The sequence below is a fragment of the Cytobacillus firmus genome, from assembly GCF_023715565.1.
Classification (GTDB): Bacteria; Bacillota; Bacilli; order Bacillales; family Cytobacillaceae; genus Cytobacillus; species Cytobacillus firmus_C.
Map to the genome: position 1 here is coordinate 53,767 of NZ_JAMBOJ010000019.1, position 24,068 is coordinate 77,834.

Consider the following 24,068-nt stretch of genomic DNA (forward strand, 5'->3'; position numbering starts at 1 on the left):
GATGAAAGGTTCGGTTTCTATGAAGCTTAATAAAAACTGGAAGATTAAGCATTTCGATGTGGGTGCTGCACGTGACCTGGAAGTGGCCTCCCCGGAATATATTGATTATTTTTGGATGACGGCTGCGGTTCCGGGTGACGTCCATTCAACCCTGATACAGCGCAAGCTGATCGACGATCCCTTCTATGGCCATAATGATTTGAAATGCCAGTGGGTAGAGGAAAAGGTCTGGTGGTACCGAACCACCTTTGAATTCAATGGAGCAGACCATAAAGATGAGCGGTATGATTTGCTTTTCGAAGGTCTCGATACGTTTGCGACAGTTTATCTGAATGGCGTCGAGCTCGGTTCAACGGATAATATGTTTATCAGTCATGGCTTTGAAGTGACAAGGGAATTGAAGAAGGGCAAGAACGTCCTTGCTGTAAAATTCGATCCGATTGATGTGCATGTCAAGGAGAAGGTCCAATATTATTGGTCAGGGTTCAGCAAGGAGCGGATCTGGACAAGGAAGAACCAAAGCCATTGGGGCTGGGACTGGGGCCCGCGTCTTGTGACAGCGGGTATCTGGAAGGATGTCCATTTGAAGAAACGGATGAATGCCAGCATTGATTCTGTATTTGCTAAAACGACCTCGATTACTGAAGACAAGGCATTTGTGGACATCGAGATTGAGGTGGATTCTTTTAGGAGAGGAAAAGACTATCAAGTTGGGGTAGAGCTCTCTTTCGGAGAAGAAAAATTCACTGGCAGTGCGGCGGTTCAAGGAAAAAAGGCTATAGTCACCCTTGGAATTGACAATCCGAAGCTCTGGTGGACACATGACCTGGGTACGCCGAATCTCTACCAATTGAATGTGGAATTGTATGCTGATGGCGATAAAATCGATGAAAGGCAAGAAGAATTTGGAATCAGGACGATCGAAGTCCTCCGCGTTGATGAGAAAGGGGATCATTGCTTTACCTTTGTGCTCAATGGTAAAAAGCTTTTTGCCAAGGGCGCGAACTGGATTCCGATTGACAGCTTCATAGCGTCTGTTCCGGATTCCCGATACAAGCACTTAATCAAGCTGTCAAAGGACGCGAACATGAATATGCTTCGTGTTTGGGGCGGCGGCATCTATGAACGAGATGTTTTTTATGACGAGTGCAATCGCCTCGGGATTTTGGTCTGGCAGGATTTCATGTTTGCATGCGCTCTTTACCCCGACTACAATAAAAATTTCATGGACAATGTCCGGAATGAAATTATTCAGGTCGTCAAACGGCTGCGCAATCATCCATCTGTCGCGTTATGGTGCGGGAATAATGAGAACGACTGGCTTTATGAAGCCTTGTTTTCTTCAGGTGAAATCACCGATCCTTTTTACGGGGAAAAAATCTATCATGAACTGATGCCGGAAATCCTGGAAGAATTGGATCCTACCCGGCTGTTTTGGCCAAGCTCTCCATTCGGAGGGAATGACCATAACTCAAGGGAACAGGGAGATACACATAACTGGCAGGTCTGGCACGGCAACATTGAGCCGCGGACCTTTGGCGAGCCGCAGACTGTGAACTACACCGTCGAAGGCCTTTCTTTTAAAAACTTTAAAAACGATCATACGGCATTTGTGAGTGAGTTTGGCATGCATGCGTCTTCTAACCGCTATACACTGGAGCGAAATATCCCTAATGACCAATTTTTCTGGGGCAGTGAAGAAATGGCCTACCGGAATAAAGATATCCATCATCCTAAAGGGATTTTGCTGATGGAAGGGTACACCGGAGTGCCAAACGACTTGGATGAGTATATTTCCTATTCGATGCTGACGCAGGCGGAAGGGCTGAAATATGGCATTGAGCATTACCGCCGGAATAAATCGAAAACGAGCGGTACGCTGTTCTGGCAGCTGAACGATTGCTGGCCTGGAACAAGCTGGTCTGTCATTGACTATTACTTGCTTCCGAAGGCTTCCTATCATTATGCGAAAAAATTCTATCATCCTGTTTTATTAACCATCGATCATGAGCCAGGTTCTGATCTGAATGTATGGATCGTGAATGACAGATTAGCAGGCTATGAGGATGAAATCGAGCTTGCTGTATATGACTTTCATGGGAAAAAAGCTTTTTCGAAAAGATGGAATGTCTCTGTTAAGGCAAATGTTGCTTATCAGTTAGACACGGTTCTCGAGGAGGAAGCTTTAGGAGGATTAAAACCGGAAGAGGCAGTGATCGTTCTCCGTTCATTGCAGGATAAAACCTATGAAAATACTTATTACTTCTGTGATCAAAAGGATGTAACGCTGCCAGGTGCTGAGCTGACTGTAGAATTCAGCATGGAAAAGAATGAAATTACGCTATCAACTAATGCTCTGGCGCGGATGGTTACAATTGAGATGGATATCGAACAGCTTGTACTTGAGGATAACTTTTTTGACCTGCAGCCTAATGTGGCGGCAACGATTAAAGTCAGCCAGGCTCAAGGGAAAGATATTCCGTGGGATACCTTGAAAGTAAAAGCAATTAATAGTGTAACAACGAAGATGACTGAGGCCCGATGATGATGAAAGCAGCTGCATTGCAGGGATTGAAAATCAGCAGAGGTGGTGAAAGCCCTCGTTTTTAGAGGGTGATAATAGATGCTTTCTATTTTTAAATCTTTTTCAACAGAATTGAAGTTTTATCTGCTGATGAATGCACTTTTTGCGTTTGGCACATCCTTATCTGGTATATTCCAAAGTGTGTTTTTATGGAAGCTTGATAAAACGTATTCCCTGTTGGCCTATTACAGCATGTATTGGTCGGTTGCAATCATCATCAGCTTCGGACTTTGTGCATGGCTGGCCAGAAAGACCAGCCCGATGATCACCATGCGCCTTGGGTTTGTGTTTTACCTGATTACGTATTTGATCATGCTTTTCTTCCATGACACATTGGATAAGCATATCATGCTGCTTGGCATCTCCAATGGACTGGCCATGAGTCTGTATTATGTCGGTATGCATATGGCCGTGCTGGATTTGACGACAAATGATAAGCGCGATCAGTTTTTATATATTCAGGGAATCCTATTTACGATTGGCGGAGTGATTGCACCGCTTCTATCCGGTCTAATGATCTCACGTTTTGCGGGGATGATTGGCTATTACGTTGTCTTTATGGCAACTTGCGTATTTCTGTTCTTGGCCTTTACCGTTTCCCTGCGTGTAAAAGGGAACCCGGTTACGACCAAAAGTCATTTTTGGGAAGTCATTAAAAATCCATCCCAAGAGTGGAAAAAGATGTACTCGATCATGTTTGCTGATGGAATCGTATCCGGTGCATTCACCACTTTTTTAATCACGATGATGACCTTCAAGGTGGCTGGCGGTGAGTTGAACCTTGGATTGTATAATACCGGTGCACAAATCATGTCGATTGCGGCCTTTTATATGCTTGCAAAGTTTTCAAAAGCCAAGGACCGGATTAACGTTTTTGCGATTGGTTCAGTTACAATATTATTGAGCTCTATACTGATTTCAGCGTATCCTGTATTTATTTCATTAGTGATCTTTGGAATTCTGTCACCGATCGCCATGAATATGATCAGCACCTCGATGAATGCGATGATTTACGAGTCGATTGAACGAGATCCTGATTATCGGGAAAAAAGACTTGATTACATCATTATCCGTGAAATTCCATTGGGAGTTGGCAGGATGATTGGTGTGGTGTTATTTTTAACGATGAGGAAGTATTTTGACCTGGAGGCCCTGCTGCCTATTTCGTTCAGTATTTTTCCGATTGTATATGTACTCATGATTCCCACTCTTTATTTGATATGGAAAAAGCCGAACGTCAAAATGAGGGTGCGAACATAAATTAAGTTGAACAGACTTATTATATTTTCTGGTTTGGAGGGATTTATATGCTAGGAGCAATTGAAGCCGGTGGAACCAAGTTTGTCTGTGCCATAGGTGATGAGACAGGTGAAATCGTGGAACGAATCCAGATTCGGACTACGGTTCCGTCTGAAACGATTCCGCAGGTTATTGCCTTTTTCAAGAAATATTCAATTAAAGCGATTGGGATTGGATCGTTTGGGCCGATTGATGTGGACCTGGATAGTCCCACATACGGCCATATCACATCGACTCCGAAACCAGGATGGAAGGACTATCCGTTCGTGCAGGCAATAAAAGAGGCTTTAGATGTCCCGGTAGGATTTAACACCGATGTCAACGCAGCCGCATTAGGCGAAGCAACGTTTGGGGCAGCAAAGGGACTGGACAGCTGCCTTTATATTACGGTTGGAACAGGAATTGGTGCGGGGGCAGTAGTTCAGGGTAAATTGCTTCAAGGACTATCCCATCCGGAAATGGGCCACATTCTCGTGAGGCGGCACCCAGAGGATCAATATAATGGGAAATGTCCGTTTCACCAGGATTGCTTAGAAGGTTTGGCTGCAGGTCCGGCGATTGAAGAACGCTGGGGAGCGAAGGGCATTGATCTTGTTCAGCGGGAAGAGGTTTGGGACGTGGAAGGCTATTATATCGCCCAGGCACTGATGCACTATATCCTGATCCTCTCACCGAAGAAAATCATCCTCGGCGGCGGAGTCATGAACCAGACACAGGTCTTCTCTTCTATCTATAAATATTTGCGGGATTTTTTGAACGGTTACGTTAATCTGCCACAGCTTTCTGAGTACATTGTCCGCCCGGGGCTTGAGGATAATGCCGGGATTATTGGTTCACTCCTGCTCGCTAAAGAAGCCGGACAGTTTTCCTAAGGGAGACTGAGAACGAAGAGAGCTTTACTGGTTACTTTACCACATGTTACTTTTAGAAAAGTCTATGAATTTTTGGAGGTCTCATTACATGACATTGCAGCCATTATTTTTCAAACCAATTTTTAAAGAACGTATATGGGGAGGGGAGCAGCTGAAATCGTTTGGCTATGAGCTTCCTTCCGCACAAACAGGTGAGTGCTGGGCTTTTGCGGCACACAGCAACGGCCAGAGTATCGTGAAGAACGGTGAGTTTGAGGGATTAACATTAGGTAACCTATGGGAGAACAAACGAGAACTGTTCGGTAACACTGAGGGTGACCGGTTCCCGCTGTTGACAAAAATTCTTGATGCAGCCCAGGACCTGTCTGTTCAGGTCCATCCTGATGATGAATACGGTCTCAAGCATGAAGGAGACCTTGGTAAGACAGAATGCTGGTACATCATTGATTGCGAAGAAGGAGCAGAAATCATCTACGGCCATACTGCTAAAACAAGGGAAGAGCTCACAGAGATGATTCAGGATGGAAAGTGGGACGAGCTTCTTACGAAAGTACCTGTTAAGCCAGGAGATTTCTTCTTTGTTCCCAGCGGTACTATCCATGCGATAGGCGCCGGCATTGTCATTCTGGAAACCCAACAGAATTCTGATACGACTTACAGGGTTTATGATTATGACCGCCGGGACAATGAAGGCAATCTGCGTGAGCTGCACATTGAGCAGTCGATTGCTGTAACGACTGTACCTGCAGTAGAGCCAAAAATCCAGCCTGCAGTTAAATCTGCAGATGATATGGAAATCACTACGTTTGTGGAAAGTGATTACTTTACTGTGCATAAGTGGGACTTGAAAGGCTCTGCTAAAATGAACCAGAACAAACCCTTCCAGCAGGTGAGTGTAATTGAAGGAACAGGGTGGCTTGTAAAGGACAGCGAAAAGTATGAGTTCAAAAAAGGCGACCATTTCTTGCTGCCATCTGGCTTTGGTGATTATGAAGTTTCCGGTAATGCCAAAATGATCGTTTCGCATTTATAATGAACCATAGCCGCGGCCATCTGCTCAATAATGAGTAGATGGCCGCTTTTTGGTTGATTTTATTGATTTTTGCACATTTTTTTTATTGAGGCTTAACAGCAATAAATTCTTCAATAGTTTCAGGGGTATTTTTACCCTCTTTTCCTGTGAAAATATCCAAATTAACGGTCACATCCATACAGCCAAGGTATTTTCCATTTTCATCACGTACCGCCATGAATTTTTGGTAGATCTGTCCAGTCTCTTCGCCGGAGCGTTTTGGAAACCAAAATTCCCATTCGTCGCGTGCTCCTGAACGGAAATCATTCAATAACTTTTCAACGTGGTGAGCCACTTTTGGGTGAAGCTCAAGCACAGGGCGACCAATTGCTTCTTTACGGCGACCATGGACGCGGTTTGGATTATTAGAATACCACCGGAAAATATCATTAGCGTCGCAGAAGCCCATTTCAAATGGTAAAAGATTGATAATTGAATCCAAAGTGCTTGCTTTAATTGGACCAGTTTCAAAGTTAATGACAGCTTCAGGGTTAATTAATTCTGATAATTTATCTACTGACATGTCTAACTCTCCTTTATGCGATCGCTCTTTAGAAATATATTAAAGAGAAAAATCGTTTTTTTAGGTAATTATTATCTACCTTCATTAGTAATGTAGCATGAAAAATTTTCATATATTGTGATTTATATCACAAAATATAGTATTAATTATTCCTGCATTTGAGGAACTAGTCAAAATAACCAAACTGGGTGTGGGATGATTAAATAGAGAAAAGAAGCGTGGGGACGGTTCCAACAAGAGTGTGTTTGATTAGGATGCAACGATCTTATTTAAAGCACAAACCGAAAAGTCCGAAAGGAGAACTTTTGGAATAAGGCGTTGTTTATGGCAGAAGCCGTTACTCCTCCAAATGCCCCAGATAATATGGTATGTACTGGACGAGTGGCAACTGCAGGTATACTCATCAATCCGCGGACTATACTAACACGACTTTCCATCTGTTCTGCTGCTTTTACCTTATTCGTTCCAAAAGTTTCACGTGAAACAAAGGTTGGCGTATTTCCAGTAAAAGCACCACCTATTGAGGTTGAAAACGTGGGTGCTGGTGGCGGTTCAAATGCATACTTCCCCTCAACTGGAGCACTTCGAATCGGACCGCAAAGTGCGGGGTCTGAACCTGGTCCTGCTTGCTACGGCCGGGGCGGCCTAGAACCTACTGTTGCCGATTTTGTTCTAGGCTACCTGCAGCAAAGCTTAGTTGGGGGAGAAATGAGTTTAGATGTAGAAGTGTCAAAGCAAGCAGTAGAGACAGTAGCTGAAAAATTAGGAATTGATTTTTACCGCTCGGCGGATGAAATCTATGACATTGTTAACGAGTATATGTATGCAGCGATTTGAGTTGTATCGGTTGAAAAAGGACATGATCCGCGTCGTTTGAATTAGTAGCATTAGGGGGGCTTTACCTCTTCACGGCCATGCGTTGCCACAAATACTCAGTTTAAATATATTCATAAAAAAACACCTCTCGCTTAAATTATGAGCGTAAGGTGTTTCTTTATTATCCTCCCAATAGACTAAGGTTGAGTTATGTATATAATAGGGCCCATCCATCACTTCACCTTTTTGAAGGTGCCTAATTAAACATGTCTATAGATTTTGAAGTATGGTGTGATTAATTTGTTTTTGAGAAACTCTCTATCATTTCGAGTAGTATCTGATTGCTATTTTTTATAAAGCCAAGAATTAACTGAAGTTCATCAACAGTATATTGAGATAATATTTGATGAATTTCTTCTCCAAAGGAATTGAAAAGAGGAGCTATTTCTTTCTCTGCTTTTTCTTGGTTTACGCTGATAATTACACGCCTTTTGTCCTGAGGGTCATGATCACGGAAAGCATATCCTGCTCCTTCAAGCCTATTTATTACGCCAGTAATAGTCCCCGTCGTTAATCCCGTTATCTCAGCAAGTTCGCCAGCTGTTATTGTTTGATTCTTGAGAATAACTTCTAAACATTTATGATCAGTTGGATTAAGTCCTAACTTGGTAGCAATTGACTGATGAAACATAATGGTGGCTGAACTATTATTTCGTAATTCATCATTTAGGGTTTTCAATAAAGTCTTTCTTAATGTTTCGTTTGTTGACATTTTTTCTACCCCCAATTATAATTATCTTATCTCGCGAGATAAATTAATTTATTTAGCTTTTATCATAATGAAATAGCATTTCATTAACTTATTATAACTAAAATTTTTGTGTTCAGTTATCACATTATTTGTTGAGGATTCAATAGTAAAGATTAAGTTAAAAATTCAAATATCCATGAGAGGATGTTAAAAGTGAGTAAAGATGCAGGGATATTTTTAGGAACATCATTAATGCTTATATTGCTGATATTCATCCCAATTTGGATAGGAAAAAAGAGGAGTAACAAGTTAAATAAAAAGCAAAAAAACTGGTGGTTAATATCACATGTTTTCTTTGTAGTTATTTTTATAGGAGGCTCGCTGGGGATAACATTATTAGCCATTTCAACAAATTTTATTACTGAGAGAGAACATATTTATGCAGCACATTTGTTTATTGGATTTTTTGATTGGTTCTTAATCATTCCAGGTGGACTCGGCTCCTTTTTTACTGGAATTTGGTTAGCTGCTCGTACACATTGGGGGGTAACAAAGTACTATTGGATTATGGCTAAACTTTGTGTTACCTTTATAACCATTTTGTTTGGTTCGATGTATATGCGTGTATGGATACACGACAAGGCAGGAGATGTTTTTGTTAACAGTATCCATCCTTTAAAAAATCCTTTATACCTCCATAGTCGTGAAATGTTATTTATCGGTATTGTAATCTCATTTGTTTTCATTATCTTTTTAGTTGTAATTTCTTATTTAAAACCTTGGGGGAAAATAAAAAAAGCGGAAAAAGGGATTTCTTAAATATGAATTGGCTGACAAGTACATGCTGGAGACAACAGTATCAATGGTGACCCTTGAAATAGAGTTAGGAGTCAGTGAATAATTTTCTTCAGCCTCCATGAAAAAGGGCTATCATTTTGCTCTAAAAACTAGTGTCCCGCCACAACTATACTGAGCCTTTTCAGCAATCCTCCGGGGTTGTTTTTTTTTAATCCTTTTGGAAAAAGAACTCTTTACTTCTTGAATTTTTATTAAGCTCATGATTGAACTTGGCAACGTGTGTTTTTTTTATTGGCTGTTTTTGCATGGTTTGTTGCTATTTGTATATTATTTACTGAGTTGATTGGAGCGGAAGATGCGAGACTCCAGCGGGAGTAGCAGGACAGGTGAGACCCCGCAGACGCGAAGTGTCGAGGAGGCTCACCGCCTGCCCCTCGGGGCGAGCATCCTGTAGCGGAAATCAACGAGCAACATTAATAGGCGAAAAACAACATTTATATGAAAAGAGCCTTTTTATATTAACGATTAACCATCTGTCAAAATATCATAAGACCCTTGCATACAAAAAGACCGCCAAGGGTAAACCCAATATAAAAAGGATGACAGATATGGCCTTCGATTACGATTTGGATTTTGACACAATAGATTTTCGCAAGAATCCTGAACTGTATAGGGTTGGCAGGGGTGAACAGGGTGTGCTGCTGGTAGAGCCTTATAAGAGCGAGATTCTGAAGCATTGGCGATTTAAGACTCCGGAAATTGCTGAGGAGTCATCGGATAAAATTTATCAGATGTTTCTCGATTATAAGGAGAAAGAAGATTTTGTCGGGATGGATATGGCAAGAAAATTTCTGCAGATGGGATATACAAGAGCCCGCAGGTATACGAACTACAAAGGCGGGAAGAAATATGATGAGGACGGCAAGGTAAATGAAAGGCAGATTGATCCGGTGAAAGCAGAATCGGCGTCCATCTTTATGGAGAAATGGAAGCTTGCGCGGGAGGATAAGGATTATCTTAAGCGAAAAAAGGCGCATCAGAAGAAATATGGGTGAAGCAGTAACCTGAGCAACATAGTCCTGATTATAGGGGGAAGATGATCATGGAAGTCTATACGATTGGACATTATAACCATTCGGTCGAACAATTTTTAAAGCTGCTGGGAGCAGCAGAAATTAACTTTGTGGCAGATGTAAGGTCATTTCCTGCAAGCCGCAGAAGTTCACACTTTAAAAAAGAAAATATGGCCCAATGGCTGAAAGAAGCGGGGATCCATTATCGTCATTTCCCTGGTCTTGGCGGGAGAAGGAAAGTGTCTGGACAGATAGGGGAGCAATTGAACCAGGGATGGAATAACCGCTCGTTTCACAATTATGCGGATTATACTCTGACGGATGATTTTCAGTATGCTTTGGAACAGCTCAAGGAACAGGCCGCAGAAACGACGCTCGTCTATATGTGTTCAGAATATCATCCGGCAAGATGTCATCGCCTTCTCATCAGCAACTGGCTGAAGGCAAATGGATGGGATGTACGCCACCTCATTCCTGACTCCGACGGGAATCCGAAGGTGGTCCCACATGAATTGGGGAAGTGGGGAGCCATGCCAATCATTGAAGAAGATGGGACTGTGGTGTATCCGAAACTATGAAAAGGGAAAATAGGGGCACAGGTGCCGGGTACTCTCTTCCAAGCAGCTGCTATATGGTGGCTGTTTTTTAATTTGCAGTAGTTTTCACTATATGATTTCAAAAAAATGGTTTATTTGAAGTGTGATTATAAATTTAATCAATATGGTAGAGGTTGTAGTGGATGCAGGTCCCAGGAATGATTACAAATAAAAGAAGAGATATGAGACCTGCCAATATTACTTTTCCCTCTTCAGTATTTTCTTTGAGTTAGCCTCAGAACCTACACAGCAAGTGAAGCTACAGGTATTAATGTCGAGGGTATTTTAATTTGGGGAACCCTTTATGCTTTAATCCTGCTGCCACTGACTGTACCACTGGCCCATTTGTTCATCTGGGCATTCCTTGAACTGCTTAAAAAATTTAAAACACTAAATGCACTGCCTGCCCGCGGCGAATGCTTGGATTTTTGGCTGCGGTTCACCCGTATGTTTAATGGAATACAATTAATCCTATTATCCCATCACAGCCCACAGGTTGCCTGACCAAAAGAATATAATTGTGTATCAAAAGAAAAAGGTGATGCTTTCTTGATAGCATCACCCTTTTTCATTTTTATATAACTCCCTGTGCGATCATGGCATCAGCTACTTTTATAAATCCTGCGATATTAGCACCTGCGACCAGATTGCCTGGGTAGCCATAATCATCGGCAGCTTTAACACTGCTCCGGTATATATTCGTCATAATCTGCTGCAGTTTTTCATCCACTTCTTCAAATGTCCAGGATATTCTTGAGCTGTTTTGGGCCATTTCTAATGCGGAAACGGCAACACCGCCTGCATTGGCAGCTTTTGCCGGACCAAAGAGAACGCTGTTTCTCAGAAACTCATGGATGGCTCCGGATGTGCATGGCATATTTGCTCCTTCACCAATGGCTTTAACTCCGTTGGCTATCAGGATTTTTGCTGCTGAATCATCAATTTCATTTTGTGTCGCACACGGCAGAGCGATGTCACAGGGGATGGACCAGATGCCGGAGCACCCTTCAAAGTATTGGGCATGGGGATGTTCCTTCACATATTCCCGAATTCTCTCCCTCTCCACTTCCTTCAGCCTTTTTACTGTATCAAGGCTGATGCCGTTTGGATCATAAATATAGCCGTCAGAATCACTGCAGGCCACAACCTTCGCGCCTAACTGTGCCGCTTTTTCAATCGCATAAGTAGAGACATTTCCTGAACCGGAGACAACGACAGTACTTTCTTTAAAGGAAAGGCCTATTTCCTTCAGCATTTCCTGTACAAAGTAAACCATACCGTAGCCTGTCGCTTCAGTGCGGGTTAAGCTTCCGCCATATCCGATGCCTTTCCCTGTCAGGACTCCAGCTTCATAGCCTCCGCGAATTCTCTTATACTGTCCAAACAGATAGCCTATTTCCCTGGCGCCGACTCCGATATCTCCGGCAGGAACGTCTACATCCGGTCCGATATGCCTGCTTAGTTCCAGCATGAAGCTTTGTGTGAATCTCATAATCTCGCCATCAGATTTCCCTTTGGGATCAAAATCGGCTCCGCCTTTTCCTCCTCCAATCGGCAGGCCTGTAAGGGCATTTTTGAAAATTTGTTCAAAGCCCAGAAATTTAATGATGCTGGTATTTACAGAAGGATGGAATCGCAAGCCGCCCTTGTATGGACCGATTGCGCTATTGAATTGAACCCGGAAGCCGCGATTTACCTGTACTTTTCCCTGATCATCCACCCAAGGGACTCTAAAGGTGATCACTCTTTCAGGTTCCGCGATTCTCTCTAGAATACTTTGCTCCATGTATGCGGGGTTTTTCTCAAATACTGGAACGAGTGAATCAAACACTTCTTTAACAACCTGATGAAATTCACCTTCATTAGGATTGCGCTTTTTAACTGTTTCGAATACCGCCTGAACGTAATCCTCTGCCTGTATTCGCTTCTCATTAATTTTTGTTATGGCAGTCATGCTCTCAATGGCCCTCCCTTAATATAATTTCGAACTATTCTAAATTTGTATGATTCCTTCATTTTATAGTTGAAAATCAATCTAAACAATATGAAAATTAGATAATATTGATGCTGAAATTAGATGAATAGCAGAGGGGAGGAAAAAATCACATGGAATTAAGGCAGATTAAATATTTTATTGAAGTGGCGAAAAGAGAACATGTAACCGAAGCGGCATTAGCTTTACATGTGGCACAATCCGCTGTGAGCAGACAGATTTTCAACCTTGAATCAGAGCTGGGGGTCAGTTTATTTATCCGTGAAGGCAGGAACGTGAAATTGACGCCGATCGGCAAACTATTCTTAGAACAGATGGAAGAAGCCATAAAGGTAATCGATAATGCCAAACGGCAAGTTCAAGAGTATCTGGATCCGGAGCATGGCAGAATACGTTTCGGGTTCCCAAGCAGTCTGGCCCTTTATACACTGCCTTCTATCATATCTGCTTTTCGCGGCCGCTATCCTCATGTGAAGTTTGAACTGAAACAGAGCGCTTATCGTGATTTAATCAGCGGAGTGGCGGACGGGGAAATCGATATGGCATTGATTGGCCCTCTTCCTAAGAAAGGGAAAAAAGTTAAAGGGGATATTTTATTCACCGAGAAAATGGTCGCTCTGGTTCCTGCTGGCCACCCATTAGCAGACAAATCTTTATTGAACCTGAACCAGCTGAAAGATGAATCCTTTATCTTGTTTCCCAAGGGATATGTCTTGCGTGAATTATGCGATGAGGCTTGCAGTCAGCATGGCTTTCAGCCTAAAGTGTCATTTGAAGGCGATGATATTGATACGATTAAAGGTTTGGTCTCAGCAGGTCTGGGCTTGTCGCTTATTCCGGAATCTACATTGGTGGACAGCCTGCCGCGTTCAACAGTGAGGCTGCCTGTCACACCACAGATAACCCGTGCGGTAGGAATCATTATTCCAAGTGAACGCCAGCTGCTGCCCACGGAGAAAATATTCTATCAATTTATTCGTGATTTCTTTGCTGTTTTGGACCAATTCCAGAACTGATGCCATCATCCCGATTTCCTTAAGTGAATATGATAAACTCTGCCGTCTTCGTCATGTTTTATGTATTCACTTGGAGGATTTCCCTGCTATTTAGCGAATTTGACTTCGATAGTAAAAAGGCAGGCATGTCCCTGGAAACAGACCCGATGACCTGCCTTTTCAAAGAGAAGGGGGATCATATGATTGAATTTAGAGAAATAGACCGCCATAATTTTTTCGATGTCATTGATTTACGTGTAGCAGAAGAGCAGAAGGCGTTTGTGGCACCGAATGTGTTTTCGCTTGCGCAGGCTAAGGCGTTTCCGGAGTGTGAGTGCTTAGCGATTTATCATGATGAAATGTTAGTGGGCTTTACAATGTACTGTATGGATTACGAAGATAAGGAATACTGGATTTACCGTCTGATGATTGATGCGAAGCACCAGTCAAAAGGGTACGGGAAAGCGGCAATGGAGAAGCTGATTGAGCGGATTAAGCAGGACCAGGAGCATAAGGTGATTTATTTGAGCTTTGAGCCTGAGAACCACTTAGCGAAGGGGCTATATGAAAAACTCGGTTTTGAAGCGGATGGCCGGGTGATTGATGGGGAGATTGTATATAAACTGGCGTATTAAATCAATGGAGCTCCTGGTGAGGGAGCTCTTATTCATGGAGGTGAACCCATTGCTTAAAAAGAATAGCAAATGGTTTGCAGTCTTCTTAATCCTAATTCTTTTGATTGCCGGCATGCTTGATCTTAAGTATCATGGGCTATTTTATCAGCTGCTGCCGGAGTCCATTCAATCAAAACTGACAGGTGTCTGATCCTCAGGCACTTTGTTTCGATGCCGGAACAGGCCAGTCCCCAGTTCATTAAAAGCAATGGCAGCCAGTATAATGGCCGTGCCCAGCCACTGCAGCGGGGTTACCGTTTCTGACAAGATTAAGCTGGGTGACAGGATGGAAGTTGGCAACAAAAATCGGTGTAAATCCAAAAAAGGAAGCACCGGGCAGTATATATAAAATACCTTTATTAAGTTTCAATTAGAAACTTTCTTGATGCAAACGTAAAAAGGTGCTACACGTGTATCACCTTTTTTAGCTATATTGTGACATTAAACTGCCAGATGCCTTTTGTCCGCCTCTTTCTTCCCTTCCAATCTCCGATAAATAAACGCAAGCAGCGCCGCAGGTATCGTACATACCACCATTCCGATAAACGCGTATCGTGGTTCCATTTCATAAAGATACCCGCCGAAAATGGTAAAAAGGGCTGTGCTCCAGCTGAGGGCAAGAGCTGAGTAGACCCCTTGAGTAATGGGCACCTGTTCATGAGGAACATATTTAATTAAATATTTCATGAAGGCGTAATGTGCCATCGCAAATGAGAAGGCATGCAATGTCTGACTAATGCTGAACACAATGACATGCGGGAAGGCAAATACGAGTACCCATCGTGCAGTGGATCCCAATGCTGCCAGTGCCAGTAATGAACCGATTGAAAACTTCCGGAAAGTCCGGTCCGCAATGAAAAAGAAAAGAATTTCTGCCATCACGCCTATATTAATAATGGCGCCGATTAAATATTTTGGTGCTTGAATTTCCTGTAAGTAGATATAACCATAATTGTAATAGGAAGCATGTGCTGCCTGCAGCAGAATTACAATGATGAGCACAAGGCCAAAGTGTCTAATGCTGAATAATTTCCTTATGGCTCCTCTGGTCTGGCCGGGCTTCGGCTTTTCAGATAGTACTGCCGGTGTATTCATGAAGCCGAGACAAAGGACTACAAGCATGCCGAGTAATAACGCCCAGTAAATGGCCTCATCTCCGAACCCCCCTGTAAAGAAGGTCAGAATCATTCCGGACACAACGAATCCGATTGACCCCCAGGAACGGCTTTTTCCATAATCCTTTAATTGTTTGTTTTGGACAAGAATGCCCGCAGCACTATCCAATGCAGGCATTAGTGCCGGATAAAAGAAATGCAATAGCAGCGTTACTACCAGCAAGCTTGCAAAAGAGTCGGCCGGAATATAGCAGACAATGGCGATCAGGGTACCGGCTGCCATTCCGTTCAGCAGGGTTCTGCTGCTGAATTTTCCTGATAAATAGGGAAAAGCAAAAAGTGTGGCAAGCCCCCGTACCACCAGGCCCAAGCTCATGATCAAACTTGCCTGTGAAACTGTCATTCCTTTTATATGGATCATCCACCCGGTCCAATAAGGCAGGAAAATGCCCCAGGTCATAAAAAAGCTGAAAAACTGCCTGCTCATCCAGCTTTGTGTCTTCATAAAAATCCCTCCGATATTTGCATGATATCAGGAAGCTTCGTACAATAATATGAGATATCTCATATTTTGGGGTGGATAATGGAAACATACAAAGGGAAAAAAAGACAGAATTACCTGGAGAAGCACTCTATATCTCATTTATTTTCTTTTCTAATTGAAGAGTTTATAGAAGTGCGCGAATATAAGCGGGATGAATGGATCATACACGAGGGTATGAGGCCGGATTATTTGTATTATGTCATCGAGGGAAAGGCCAAGATTTACGTGACTTATCAAAATGGGAAGGTTTCTTTGATTAATTTTATCAATGCCCATGATTATATCGGGGAGATGGAGCTTTTGCATGAAGTGTACTATACAAAGGGGATCCAGGCCTCAGCGAAGACAGTCTGTTTTGCGATTCCCCTGTACCGCTGCCGCGATAAACTGCTTGAAGACACCACTTTTCTCCGAGAACTCACCAGGTTTCTAAGCGTGAAAGCAACCAGGATGGCTGAAAAATACTCACAGGGTCTATCCTTTCCGCTTGAAAACCGCCTGGCTGATTTCATCCTTCAGACCGCTGATGGGGATGTGTATAAAGAGAAGCATGTAACTGTCTGTGACTTTCTAGGAGTGTCCTACCGTCATCTGCTGCATGTTCTTGTTCAATTTTGCGAAAAAGGCTATTTGCAGAAGAAAGGACGCCATTACCATATCCGGCAGCCAGATGATCTGCACCGGCTTGCAGATGTACTGAAAAATGGGCTGGATATGGGCAGCTGAACCAGATAGGAAGCAATGAAAATTCCGACTTGAAGGTAAGCGATTTCATTCACTGAAATTACCAGTTTCCCAAGCATTCAGGCATACCGGGAAAAAGGTCTTTTTTATTGTGCCATAACCATTGCCAATTCATCCTTTCAGGCTTATAGTGAATACGAAGGATAAGCTATTACAAAACCTATATATATCTGGAAGGTTTATATAAAGGAGAAGAAGTCCATGTTAGCAGCAAAGAACAGCTACAGAATTGAAAAAGATTTTCTAGGCTCTAAGGAAGTTCCGGAGGATGCCTATTATGGCGTTCAGACACTTCGTGCGGTTGAGAACTTTCCGATTACAGGCTACCGGATCCACCCGGAGCTAATCAAAGCAATGGCCATCGTGAAAAAGGCAGCGGCCATGGCCAATATGGAAGTTAAACGCCTGTACTCAGGCATTGGAGATCCGATCATACAGGCAGCTGATGAAATGATTGAAGGATTATGGCATGATCAGGTGATTGTGGATCCGATCCAGGGCGGTGCCGGAACGTCCATTAATATGAATATTAATGAAATCCTTGCGAACCGTGCGATTGAAATCATGGGCCATGAAAAGGGCGATTATTCTCATTGCAGTCCTAATACTCATGTGAATATGTCGCAGTCGACAAATGATGCGTTCCCGACAGCCATGCACATTTCAGTATTAAATCTGCTTGATCAATTAATCCTGACAATGGAAAATATGCACGCTGTTTTCCTTGAAAAATCAAAGGAATTCAGCCATGTGATTAAAATGGGCAGGACTCATCTGCAGGATGCCGTTCCAATCAGGCTTGGCCAGGAATTTGAAGCCTACAGCCGCGTGATTGCACGTGACATAAAGCGCATTAAGCAATCCAAACAGCACTTATATGAATTGAACATGGGGGCAACAGCAGTTGGTACAGGGTTGAATGCCATCCCGAAATACATTGATTTAGTGGTGAAGAATATTGCCGACATCAGCGGCCTGCCATTTACCGGGGCAGAACATCTTGTAGATGCCACTCAGAATACCGATTCTTATACAGAAGTCTCCGGAGCACTGAAAATCTGTATGATCAATATGTCTAAAATCGCTAATGACCTGCGTCTGATGGCGTCTGGTCCAAGAGCGGGCCTTGGCGAAATTTCGCTTCCGGCAAGACAGCCTGGTTCATCCATTATGCCTGGAAAAGTAAATCCGGTTCTTCCGGAGCTGATCAATCAGGTTGCCTTCCAGGTCATCGGGAACGACAACACCATCTCCCTTGCTTCAGAAGCGGGTCAGCTGGAACTGAACGTCATGGAGCCAGTCCTGATCTTTAACCTTCTGCAATCGATCAGCATTATGAACAATGCGTTCAATACGTTTACAGAGCATTGTGTAAAAGGAATCGAAGCCAATGAAGAAAGAATGAGGGATTATGTCGAAAAGAGTGTCGGCATCGTTACAGCCGTCAATCCTCACCTCGGCTATGAAGTCGTATCCAGAATTGCCAGGGAAGCGATTCTAACAGGCCGTTCTATCAGGGAACTGTGCTTGAAATATGATGTTCTGACAGAAGAAGAACTCGATTTAATCCTTGATCCATATGAAATGACGGATCCTGGCATTGCAGGCGCTGCCTTGCTTGAAAGAGATTAAGGTAAACAAAAAAACGCTTGTCCCGTTAAAGGGGCAAGCGTTTTTTGTCTAGCTCCAGGCACCATCGGCTCAAGTTCATAAGCCGATTGGCGGGCGCCTTCCGCTTTACTATCTATTCGTTCCAATTAGTATGGAAAGTCCCTTCCATATCAGTCCGCTCATACGTATGGGCACCGAAGTAATCACGCTGTGCCTGCAGCAGGCTGGCATTTGATCTTCCATTCCGGTAGCTGTCGTAGTAGGAAAGAGAAGAGCTTAAGCAAGGCAATGCGATGCCGGATTGAATGCCTTCGCAAACAATTTTGCGCAAGCCTGTCTGATAGTCTCTGATCTTTTCGGCAAAGTAAGGGGAGACGAGCAGGTTTGCCAGGTTCGGCTGCTCCTGATAGGCTTCGCTGATGACATTTAAGAAATCCGCACGAATGATGCAGCCGTCGCGGAAAATCAGCGCAATATCTTTCAGTGGCAGATTCCAGTCATTTTGGTCAGAAGACATTTTATATTGGGTAAATCCTTGTGCATAGGCACACACTTTCCCCATATATAAAGCCTGTCTGATGTATTCAATCCAGACGTCTTTTTCAACAGGTATCGCATCCTTCTCAGGCCCTGATAAAAGGGTTTCAGCCGCCACACGCTCATCTTTCAAAGCAGAAATATAGCGTGCGAATAAAGATTCTGTAATGATCGAGGTTGGTATTCCATTATCGATAGCCTGCAGGCTGGTCCACTTTCCTGTTCCTTTTTGCCCGGCTTTATCAAGGATGACGTCAATTTGCGGCAGCCCTGTGCGCTCGTCTTTTTTTCTTAAAATAGCTGCTGTGATCTCGATTAAATAACTCTTCAGCTCGCCTTGATTCCAAGTGTCAAAGATATCCGCAATTTCCTCAACAGATAATCCCAGCTTTTCTCTTAAAAGTATATAGGCCTCCGCAATCAGCTGCATATCTGCATACTCGATTCCGTTATGTACCATTTTGACGAAGTGGCCAGCCCCTTTAGGTCCGATGTAGACACAGCAAGGCATACCGTCAACCTTTGCTGCGATCTTCGTAAGAATCGGAGCCGCTTTTTCATAGACATCCCGATCGCCGCCAGGCATGATGGAAGGTCCTGTTAAAGCACCCACTTCACCGCCTGAAATGCCGATACCCAAGTAGCCAATTCCTTTTGCTTTCAGCTCATCATATCTCTTTTCCGTATCTTTGAAATGGGAGTTGCCGCCGTCCATGATAACGTCGCCCTCTTCAAGGAAAGGGAGTAGGCTTGCAATAACAGAATCAATGGCTTTCCCTGCCGTCACCATTAAAAACACCTTTCTCGGTGTTTCCAAAGACTGAACAAAATCCTCTACTTCGTAATAAGGGCTTATGGTTTGCCCTTCAAGTTTTTGTACCAGTTGATCGGTCAAATCCCTGGTGTAATTATATACTGCTACCTTCTCGCCATTATTGGCCATATTTAAAGCGATATTGCTCCCCATTACTCCGAGACCAATAACCCCAATTGAATTTTTCATAGTTCCTGCTCCTTCATTCAGAATAATAGGCAATGAACCCCTCTTATAAAGTAGGGTTTCATTGCCTTAAAGTGTTTATACAAATAAGCTTAACAATAAAATAAATCCTAATCCAGCAACAGATATTATTGTTTCAAGCAAAGTCCATGTTGCAAACGTTTCCTTCATGCTCAAACCAAAGTATTCTTTGAACATCCAGAAGCCGGCATCATTGACGTGAGAAGCGATTAAGCTTCCCGCACCTGTCGCAAGCACCACTAAGGCAAGATTGGCATCCGACTGGCCCAGCAGAGGGATAACTAAACCAGCTGTCGTTAATGCGGCCACTGTGGCAGATCCTAAAGAAATCCTCAGGATGGCCGCAATAATCCATGCCAGTAAAATAGGGGACAGGTTTGTCCCTTTGAAAAGCTCGGCTACATAGTCACCAACACCGCCATCAATCAATACCTGTTTGAAGGCACCGCCGCCTCCGATAATCAGGAGCATCATCCCAATCTGGGTGATGGCGGTTGTGCAGGAATCCATTACATTTTTGATTGGAATTTTCCTTGCAATCCCCATGGTATAAATGGCAACCAATAAGGAGATCAGCATCGCAGTACCGGCATCACCAATAAAACGGATGGCAGCCAGAAGGCTATTATCTGCATATCCCATTGTTTTTTGAAGCAATGTAACAATCGTTGCGATTGACATTAAAATAACAGGCAGCAAAGCAGTAAATACACTGATTCCAAAAGCTGGTGTATCTTCAAGCTTAAAAGTTTTCTGTTCTCCCAGAGAAGCAATGCTTCCGCTTTTTGTGAATGAAGCCGGAACAAGCTTTTTAGCAATTTTCGTAAATACTGGTCCAGCTAAAATAACAGTTGGAACCGCAATGATAAAACCATAAAGCAATACTTCACCAATGTTTGCACCGTACTCACCGGCAATAACGGTTGGCCCCGGGTGAGGAGGGAGGAATCCATGTGTGACAGATAAAGCGGCTGTCATCGGAATCCCAAGAAACAAAATGGAAATCTTTAATTCTCTTGAAATAGCAAATACGATCGGGATTAACAATACAAGTCCCACTTCAAAGAATAAGGCAACACCGATAATAAAGGATGCAGCCACTACCGCCCATTGGATATTCTTTTCACCGAATTTATTGACAAGAGTCATAGCAATTCGCTGGGCACCGCCAGAATCAGCGATCAGCTTGCCCAGCATGGCGCCAAGTCCAAAGATGAGAGCCAGGTGGCCAAGTGTTCCGCCTAATCCGGCTTCAATGGTTTTGACAATCTGGTCGAGCGGCATTCCGAGTGCCAGCGCAACAACAAAAGAAACGATAATTAATGAAATAAAGGTGTTTAATTTCAAGCCCATTATCAGAATTAATAAGGCAACGATCCCAATTGCAACTATTAACAGCGGCATTTTCATTTCCCCCTAGTCATGTTGAATTAATTTTCTTTGATAGTTTGCAATCGAAGTATATTCACCCTCAAGCGCTCTTGATAATTGGATGAAGATTGGCAACAGCTGTCTGTATTCTCTTGCAGCCTCTTCCTTCGGTATATGCTTGTAGGTATCCCCCACCATGTCAGAAACGGCATCAAACGAGTCGATTTTTCCTGTAGCATATAATCCTAAAATGCAGGCACCGAGACAGGAGCTTTCATAGCTTTCCGGTATGACGACTTCCGATTCAAAAATATCGGACATCATTTGCCGCCAAACCTCAGATCTGGCGAAGCCTCCAGTTGCTTGAATCCGGGTTACTGGCCCGTCCATGCATTCTACTAATGCCAGGTAGACGGTGTACAGATTATAAATGACGCCTTCAAGTGCTGCCCGGATCATATGCTCCTTCTTATGGGACATTGTTAATCCGAAGAAAGATCCGCGGACATCCGGGTTCCATAAAGGAGCGCGTTCACCCGCAAGATATGGATGGAACAGCAGGCCATCTGCGCCCGGTCTGACACGTTCGGCAATTTTGGTTAATACTTCGTATGGATCAATGCCTAATCTCTTGGCTGTTTCGATTTCGGATGAGGCAAATTCATCCCGAATCCAGCGGAGGACCATCCCTCCATTGTTCACCGGTCCACCAATCACCCAATGATTTTCTGTTAAGGCATAGCAGAAGATTCTCCCTTTTTCGTCGGTCTGGGGCTTGTCAATAATGGTACGTATCGCACCGCTTGTCCCGATAGTGATAGCGATCTCACCTTTTCTGATCGCATTCACACCCAGATTTGAAAGCACACCATCACTAGCGCCGATCACAAAAGGTGTTTCTGGATCGATGCCCATTTGTTTGGCTAAAACAGGATGGCAGTTTTGGAACATCTTTGTCGTCGGAACGAGTTCGGATAGCTGGGAGCGGCTAATGCCCGCAATTGCTAATGCCTCTTCATCCCAGTCCAATGTTTTAAGATTCATCATCCCCATACAGGAAGCAAGTGAATAATCGACAGCATATTCATCAAAGAGCTTTTTGAAAATATATTCTTTAATGCCGATGTATTTCTTTGCCCTGCTCGCAATCTCCGGGCGCTCCTGCACAAGCCAGGTGATCTTGCTTAAAGGAGACATCGGATGAATCGGTGTTCCAGTCCGTTTATAGACCTCATGTCCATTCCATTCTTTTTTAATTTTGCGTGCCCATGCTTCACTGCGGTTATCGGCCCAGGTAATAACGGGCGTAAGCGGCAGATCATTTTCATCCATCGCGATCACACTGTGCATTGCACTGCTGAAGGACACAAAGGACAGCTTTTTATCATGATGGTTTTTTGTAATATTCGCTATGGCTTGAACGACAGCAGAGAAAATCTCATCAGGATCCTGTTCTGCTGTGGAGATACCTGGAGTGTGGAGCGGGTACCCAATGTTCTCCTGCTGAATCACATCTCCTTTTTCACTGAATAACACGGCTTTTGTACTGGTGGTTCCAATATCAATCCCTAACATATAGCTAGTCATCTTGTTGTTTAACCCCTTTGGACAGCATTTGCTGTGACCTCCATAAATCGTCCACTTTCCCTTGAACATCATCAAAATTTTCGTGTAGCGACTGAATCATGAGGTCTCTGTCTTTTGTTTTAATGGCATCAATATATAGTTCATGATTTTTCACAATCCGATCAAGATCTTCATAATTTTCCTGAAAGCGCACGCGCATGGATAAAAGAATGAAGCCTTCCATCACGGGTTTTAAATTATTCCAGATCAGCTGGATATAAGAATGGCCAATGGACCCGATGATAATTTCGTGGAACAGAATATCCTGATATGCAAACTCATCCGCATCCCGGTATTTAACTGCCACCTTCATCATTTCCAGCACCTTGCTGAGCTCCATCACCAACTCACTTGTGTCCATATGGGTGAGTCGTTCAAACACAAATGTTTCAATCATGAGACGAACGTCGTATATTTCTTCAATTTCTTTTTCTGTTATCCCGGCAACAACCGCACCCATTCTTTCCAAGCGGATGATATTTTCAGAAGCCAGTGTCCGTAAAGCTTCACGAACCGGTGAACGGCTCACAGAAAAATCAGCGGCCAATTTATTTTCAGAAAGCGTGGTACCGCTTTCAATCAAACCAGCAATAATGCGCATCCTAAGCTCGTACGCGACACGGTCTCCAGAGGAAGCCTTGGAAAGCCATTTTTGCGGATATAGAAATTCCGTGGAATTATTCATAACATCACCTTTACAAAATGACATTTTAGTATACGTGTATACTTGTATACAAGTATTATAATGCAAATAAAATAAAATGCAAACGCTTTACATTTTATTTTATTTGGGTTTACTGTTTGAATTTGGAATTTGTTATAGGGAGGGCGAGTGGTTTCCTAAATTGGGGCAGCCGGAACCCCGCCGGCAGATTGTTATCATAGTAGGTTTTGGTTAAACGGATACTGAGTCAAATTAAATCCTCCAACTTTTGTTTGTGCTAATGACAACGTTGACCAAAGGAATTAATTTTGACTCATTTTTTTTTTACATAATTATATGGCTAACTTTGGACACAAAGAGGGGAATCGGCGAACTGGCGTCAGAACCGGGCCAAACTTCTGCCACAAAGAGAAGGAACCCTGGAACTAGCGTCAGAACCCAGGTCAAGTTCTGCCACAAAGAGAAGGAACTCGGGAACTAGTGTCAGAACCTGCTCCAACTTCTGCCACAAAGAGAGGAAACCCAGTCAAGTCCACTATTTTGTGTAAATTCATTCCTAGGAAAAACAAGTTATTTAGCTCTTATGTTTTTGAAGTAGTGGAAGGGGCCCCTTCCACTACTTCAAAAATTTCGCTCCGCAGATTCTACTGGTTCTTTTCTTTAATGATTCTTTTTCTAACTTCCTCTGCATAATCCATCAAGACAGCTCCGATGAGCCTGTAAGCGGATTGTGTGTTAGGAAAGATTCTAATGACTCTTTCTCTTCTGCGAACCTCTCCATTTATTCTT

General features: G+C 43.2%; 23 protein-coding genes. 13 read left to right on the forward strand and 10 right to left on the reverse strand.

From position 1 onward, the window contains the following. Window positions 1-19 precede the first annotated feature (19 nt). From M3205_RS09710 to manA, 4 genes are all read left to right on the forward strand, one after another. Complete coding sequence (locus M3205_RS09710; protein ID WP_251169717.1) at window positions 20-2,545, forward strand: beta-mannosidase; 2,526 nt, start codon at window positions 20-22, stop codon at window positions 2,543-2,545. A gap of 78 nt (window positions 2,546-2,623) precedes the next feature. Continuing rightward, the gene (locus tag M3205_RS09715) at window positions 2,624-3,844 is read left to right on the forward strand and encodes an MFS transporter (protein WP_251169718.1); all 1,221 of its coding nucleotides are present in this window, start codon (window positions 2,624-2,626) and stop codon (window positions 3,842-3,844) included. A 47-nt stretch (window positions 3,845-3,891) separates the two neighbouring features. Then, window positions 3,892-4,755 (forward strand): ROK family protein, encoded by an 864-nt coding sequence (locus M3205_RS09720; protein WP_251169719.1) that lies wholly within the window; start codon window positions 3,892-3,894, stop codon window positions 4,753-4,755. Window positions 4,756-4,843: 88 nt separating this feature from the next. After that, window positions 4,844-5,788 carry a mannose-6-phosphate isomerase, class I gene (gene manA, locus M3205_RS09725; RefSeq protein WP_251169720.1) on the forward strand — a complete coding sequence of 315 codons (945 nt, stop codon included), beginning with the start codon at window positions 4,844-4,846 and terminating at the stop codon, window positions 5,786-5,788. Window positions 5,789-5,870: 82 nt separating this feature from the next. Here manA and M3205_RS09730 read toward each other — a convergent pair whose 3' ends face one another. Continuing rightward, the gene (locus M3205_RS09730) at window positions 5,871-6,350 is read right to left on the reverse strand and encodes a PAS domain-containing protein (RefSeq protein ID WP_251169721.1); all 480 of its coding nucleotides are present in this window, start codon (window positions 6,348-6,350) and stop codon (window positions 5,871-5,873) included. Window positions 6,351-6,674: 324 nt separating this feature from the next. On the opposite strand from M3205_RS09730, the gene M3205_RS09735 reads away from it, so the two are divergent. Continuing rightward, window positions 6,675-7,187: a hydantoinase/oxoprolinase family protein gene (locus M3205_RS09735; protein WP_251169722.1), complete on the forward strand. Its 513-nt coding sequence runs from the start codon at window positions 6,675-6,677 to the stop codon at window positions 7,185-7,187. Between the two features lie 274 nt (window positions 7,188-7,461). On the opposite strand, the gene M3205_RS09740 is transcribed toward M3205_RS09735, so the two are convergent. Then, window positions 7,462-7,938, reverse strand: coding sequence for a MarR family transcriptional regulator (locus M3205_RS09740; RefSeq protein WP_251169723.1), 477 nt, complete (start codon window positions 7,936-7,938; stop codon window positions 7,462-7,464). A 192-nt stretch (window positions 7,939-8,130) separates the two neighbouring features. Here M3205_RS09740 and M3205_RS09745 point away from each other — a divergent pair, with 192 nt between their 5' ends. The 3 genes from M3205_RS09745 (at window position 8,131) to M3205_RS09755 (ending at window position 10,366) form a co-directional block, all read left to right on the forward strand. Next, a complete protein-coding gene (locus M3205_RS09745; protein WP_251169724.1) occupies window positions 8,131-8,736 on the forward strand; it encodes a DUF2269 domain-containing protein in 606 nt (201 codons plus the stop codon). 587 nt (window positions 8,737-9,323) lie between these two features. Further along, window positions 9,324-9,770 carry a DUF4385 domain-containing protein gene (locus tag M3205_RS09750; RefSeq protein WP_251169725.1) on the forward strand — a complete coding sequence of 149 codons (447 nt, stop codon included), beginning with the start codon at window positions 9,324-9,326 and terminating at the stop codon, window positions 9,768-9,770. Window positions 9,771-9,817: 47 nt separating this feature from the next. Continuing rightward, on the forward strand, window positions 9,818-10,366 hold the full coding sequence (locus M3205_RS09755) for a DUF488 domain-containing protein (protein ID WP_251169726.1): 549 nt from the start codon (window positions 9,818-9,820) through the stop codon (window positions 10,364-10,366). A 592-nt stretch (window positions 10,367-10,958) separates the two neighbouring features. Here the strand turns inward: M3205_RS09755 and gdhA are convergent. After that, window positions 10,959-12,338, reverse strand: coding sequence for an NADP-specific glutamate dehydrogenase (gdhA, locus tag M3205_RS09760; protein ID WP_251169727.1), 1,380 nt, complete (start codon window positions 12,336-12,338; stop codon window positions 10,959-10,961). 152 nt (window positions 12,339-12,490) lie between these two features. On the opposite strand from gdhA, the gene M3205_RS09765 reads away from it, so the two are divergent. The 3 genes from M3205_RS09765 (at window position 12,491) to M3205_RS09775 (ending at window position 14,197) form a co-directional block, all read left to right on the forward strand. Then, a complete protein-coding gene (locus M3205_RS09765; RefSeq protein WP_251169728.1) occupies window positions 12,491-13,393 on the forward strand; it encodes a LysR family transcriptional regulator in 903 nt (300 codons plus the stop codon). A gap of 179 nt (window positions 13,394-13,572) precedes the next feature. After that, window positions 13,573-14,007: a GNAT family N-acetyltransferase gene (locus M3205_RS09770; RefSeq protein ID WP_251169729.1), complete on the forward strand. Its 435-nt coding sequence runs from the start codon at window positions 13,573-13,575 to the stop codon at window positions 14,005-14,007. Window positions 14,008-14,056: 49 nt separating this feature from the next. Further along, window positions 14,057-14,197 carry a hypothetical protein gene (locus M3205_RS09775; protein ID WP_251169740.1) on the forward strand — a complete coding sequence of 47 codons (141 nt, stop codon included), beginning with the start codon at window positions 14,057-14,059 and terminating at the stop codon, window positions 14,195-14,197. Here M3205_RS09775 and M3205_RS09780 read toward each other — a convergent pair. Beyond that, window positions 14,173-14,313, reverse strand: a complete 141-nt coding sequence (locus tag M3205_RS09780; RefSeq protein ID WP_251169730.1) for a hypothetical protein — start codon at window positions 14,311-14,313, stop codon at window positions 14,173-14,175. The two genes, M3205_RS09775 and M3205_RS09780, sit on opposite strands and share 25 nt — an antisense overlap. 174 nt (window positions 14,314-14,487) lie before the next feature. Next, on the reverse strand, window positions 14,488-15,666 hold the full coding sequence (locus M3205_RS09785; RefSeq protein ID WP_251169731.1) for an MFS transporter: 1,179 nt from the start codon (window positions 15,664-15,666) through the stop codon (window positions 14,488-14,490). Window positions 15,667-15,744: 78 nt separating this feature from the next. Between M3205_RS09785 and yeiL the strand changes: the two genes are divergently transcribed. Continuing rightward, on the forward strand, window positions 15,745-16,431 hold the full coding sequence (gene yeiL / locus M3205_RS09790; protein WP_251169732.1) for a transcriptional regulator YeiL: 687 nt from the start codon (window positions 15,745-15,747) through the stop codon (window positions 16,429-16,431). Window positions 16,432-16,650: 219 nt separating this feature from the next. Further along, window positions 16,651-18,081 carry an aspartate ammonia-lyase gene (gene aspA / locus M3205_RS09795; protein WP_251169733.1) on the forward strand — a complete coding sequence of 477 codons (1,431 nt, stop codon included), beginning with the start codon at window positions 16,651-16,653 and terminating at the stop codon, window positions 18,079-18,081. Between the two features lie 112 nt (window positions 18,082-18,193). On the opposite strand, the gene gnd is transcribed toward aspA, so the two are convergent. The 5 genes from gnd to M3205_RS09820 form a co-directional block, all read right to left on the reverse strand. Then, complete coding sequence (gnd, locus tag M3205_RS09800) at window positions 18,194-19,600, reverse strand: decarboxylating NADP(+)-dependent phosphogluconate dehydrogenase (protein ID WP_251169734.1); 1,407 nt, start codon at window positions 19,598-19,600, stop codon at window positions 18,194-18,196. 75 nt (window positions 19,601-19,675) lie between these two features. Further along, on the reverse strand, window positions 19,676-21,022 hold the full coding sequence (locus M3205_RS09805) for a GntP family permease (RefSeq protein ID WP_251169735.1): 1,347 nt from the start codon (window positions 21,020-21,022) through the stop codon (window positions 19,676-19,678). A 12-nt stretch (window positions 21,023-21,034) separates the two neighbouring features. After that, complete coding sequence (gntK, locus tag M3205_RS09810) at window positions 21,035-22,576, reverse strand: gluconokinase (protein ID WP_251169736.1); 1,542 nt, start codon at window positions 22,574-22,576, stop codon at window positions 21,035-21,037. After that, window positions 22,569-23,300, reverse strand: coding sequence for a GntR family transcriptional regulator (locus M3205_RS09815; protein WP_251169737.1), 732 nt, complete (start codon window positions 23,298-23,300; stop codon window positions 22,569-22,571). Before M3205_RS09815 ends, gntK begins: the two co-directional genes overlap by 8 nt. A gap of 623 nt (window positions 23,301-23,923) precedes the next feature. Continuing rightward, a partial coding sequence (locus tag M3205_RS09820) for a transposase (protein ID WP_251169739.1) occupies window positions 23,924-24,068 on the reverse strand: 145 nt, incomplete at its 5' end.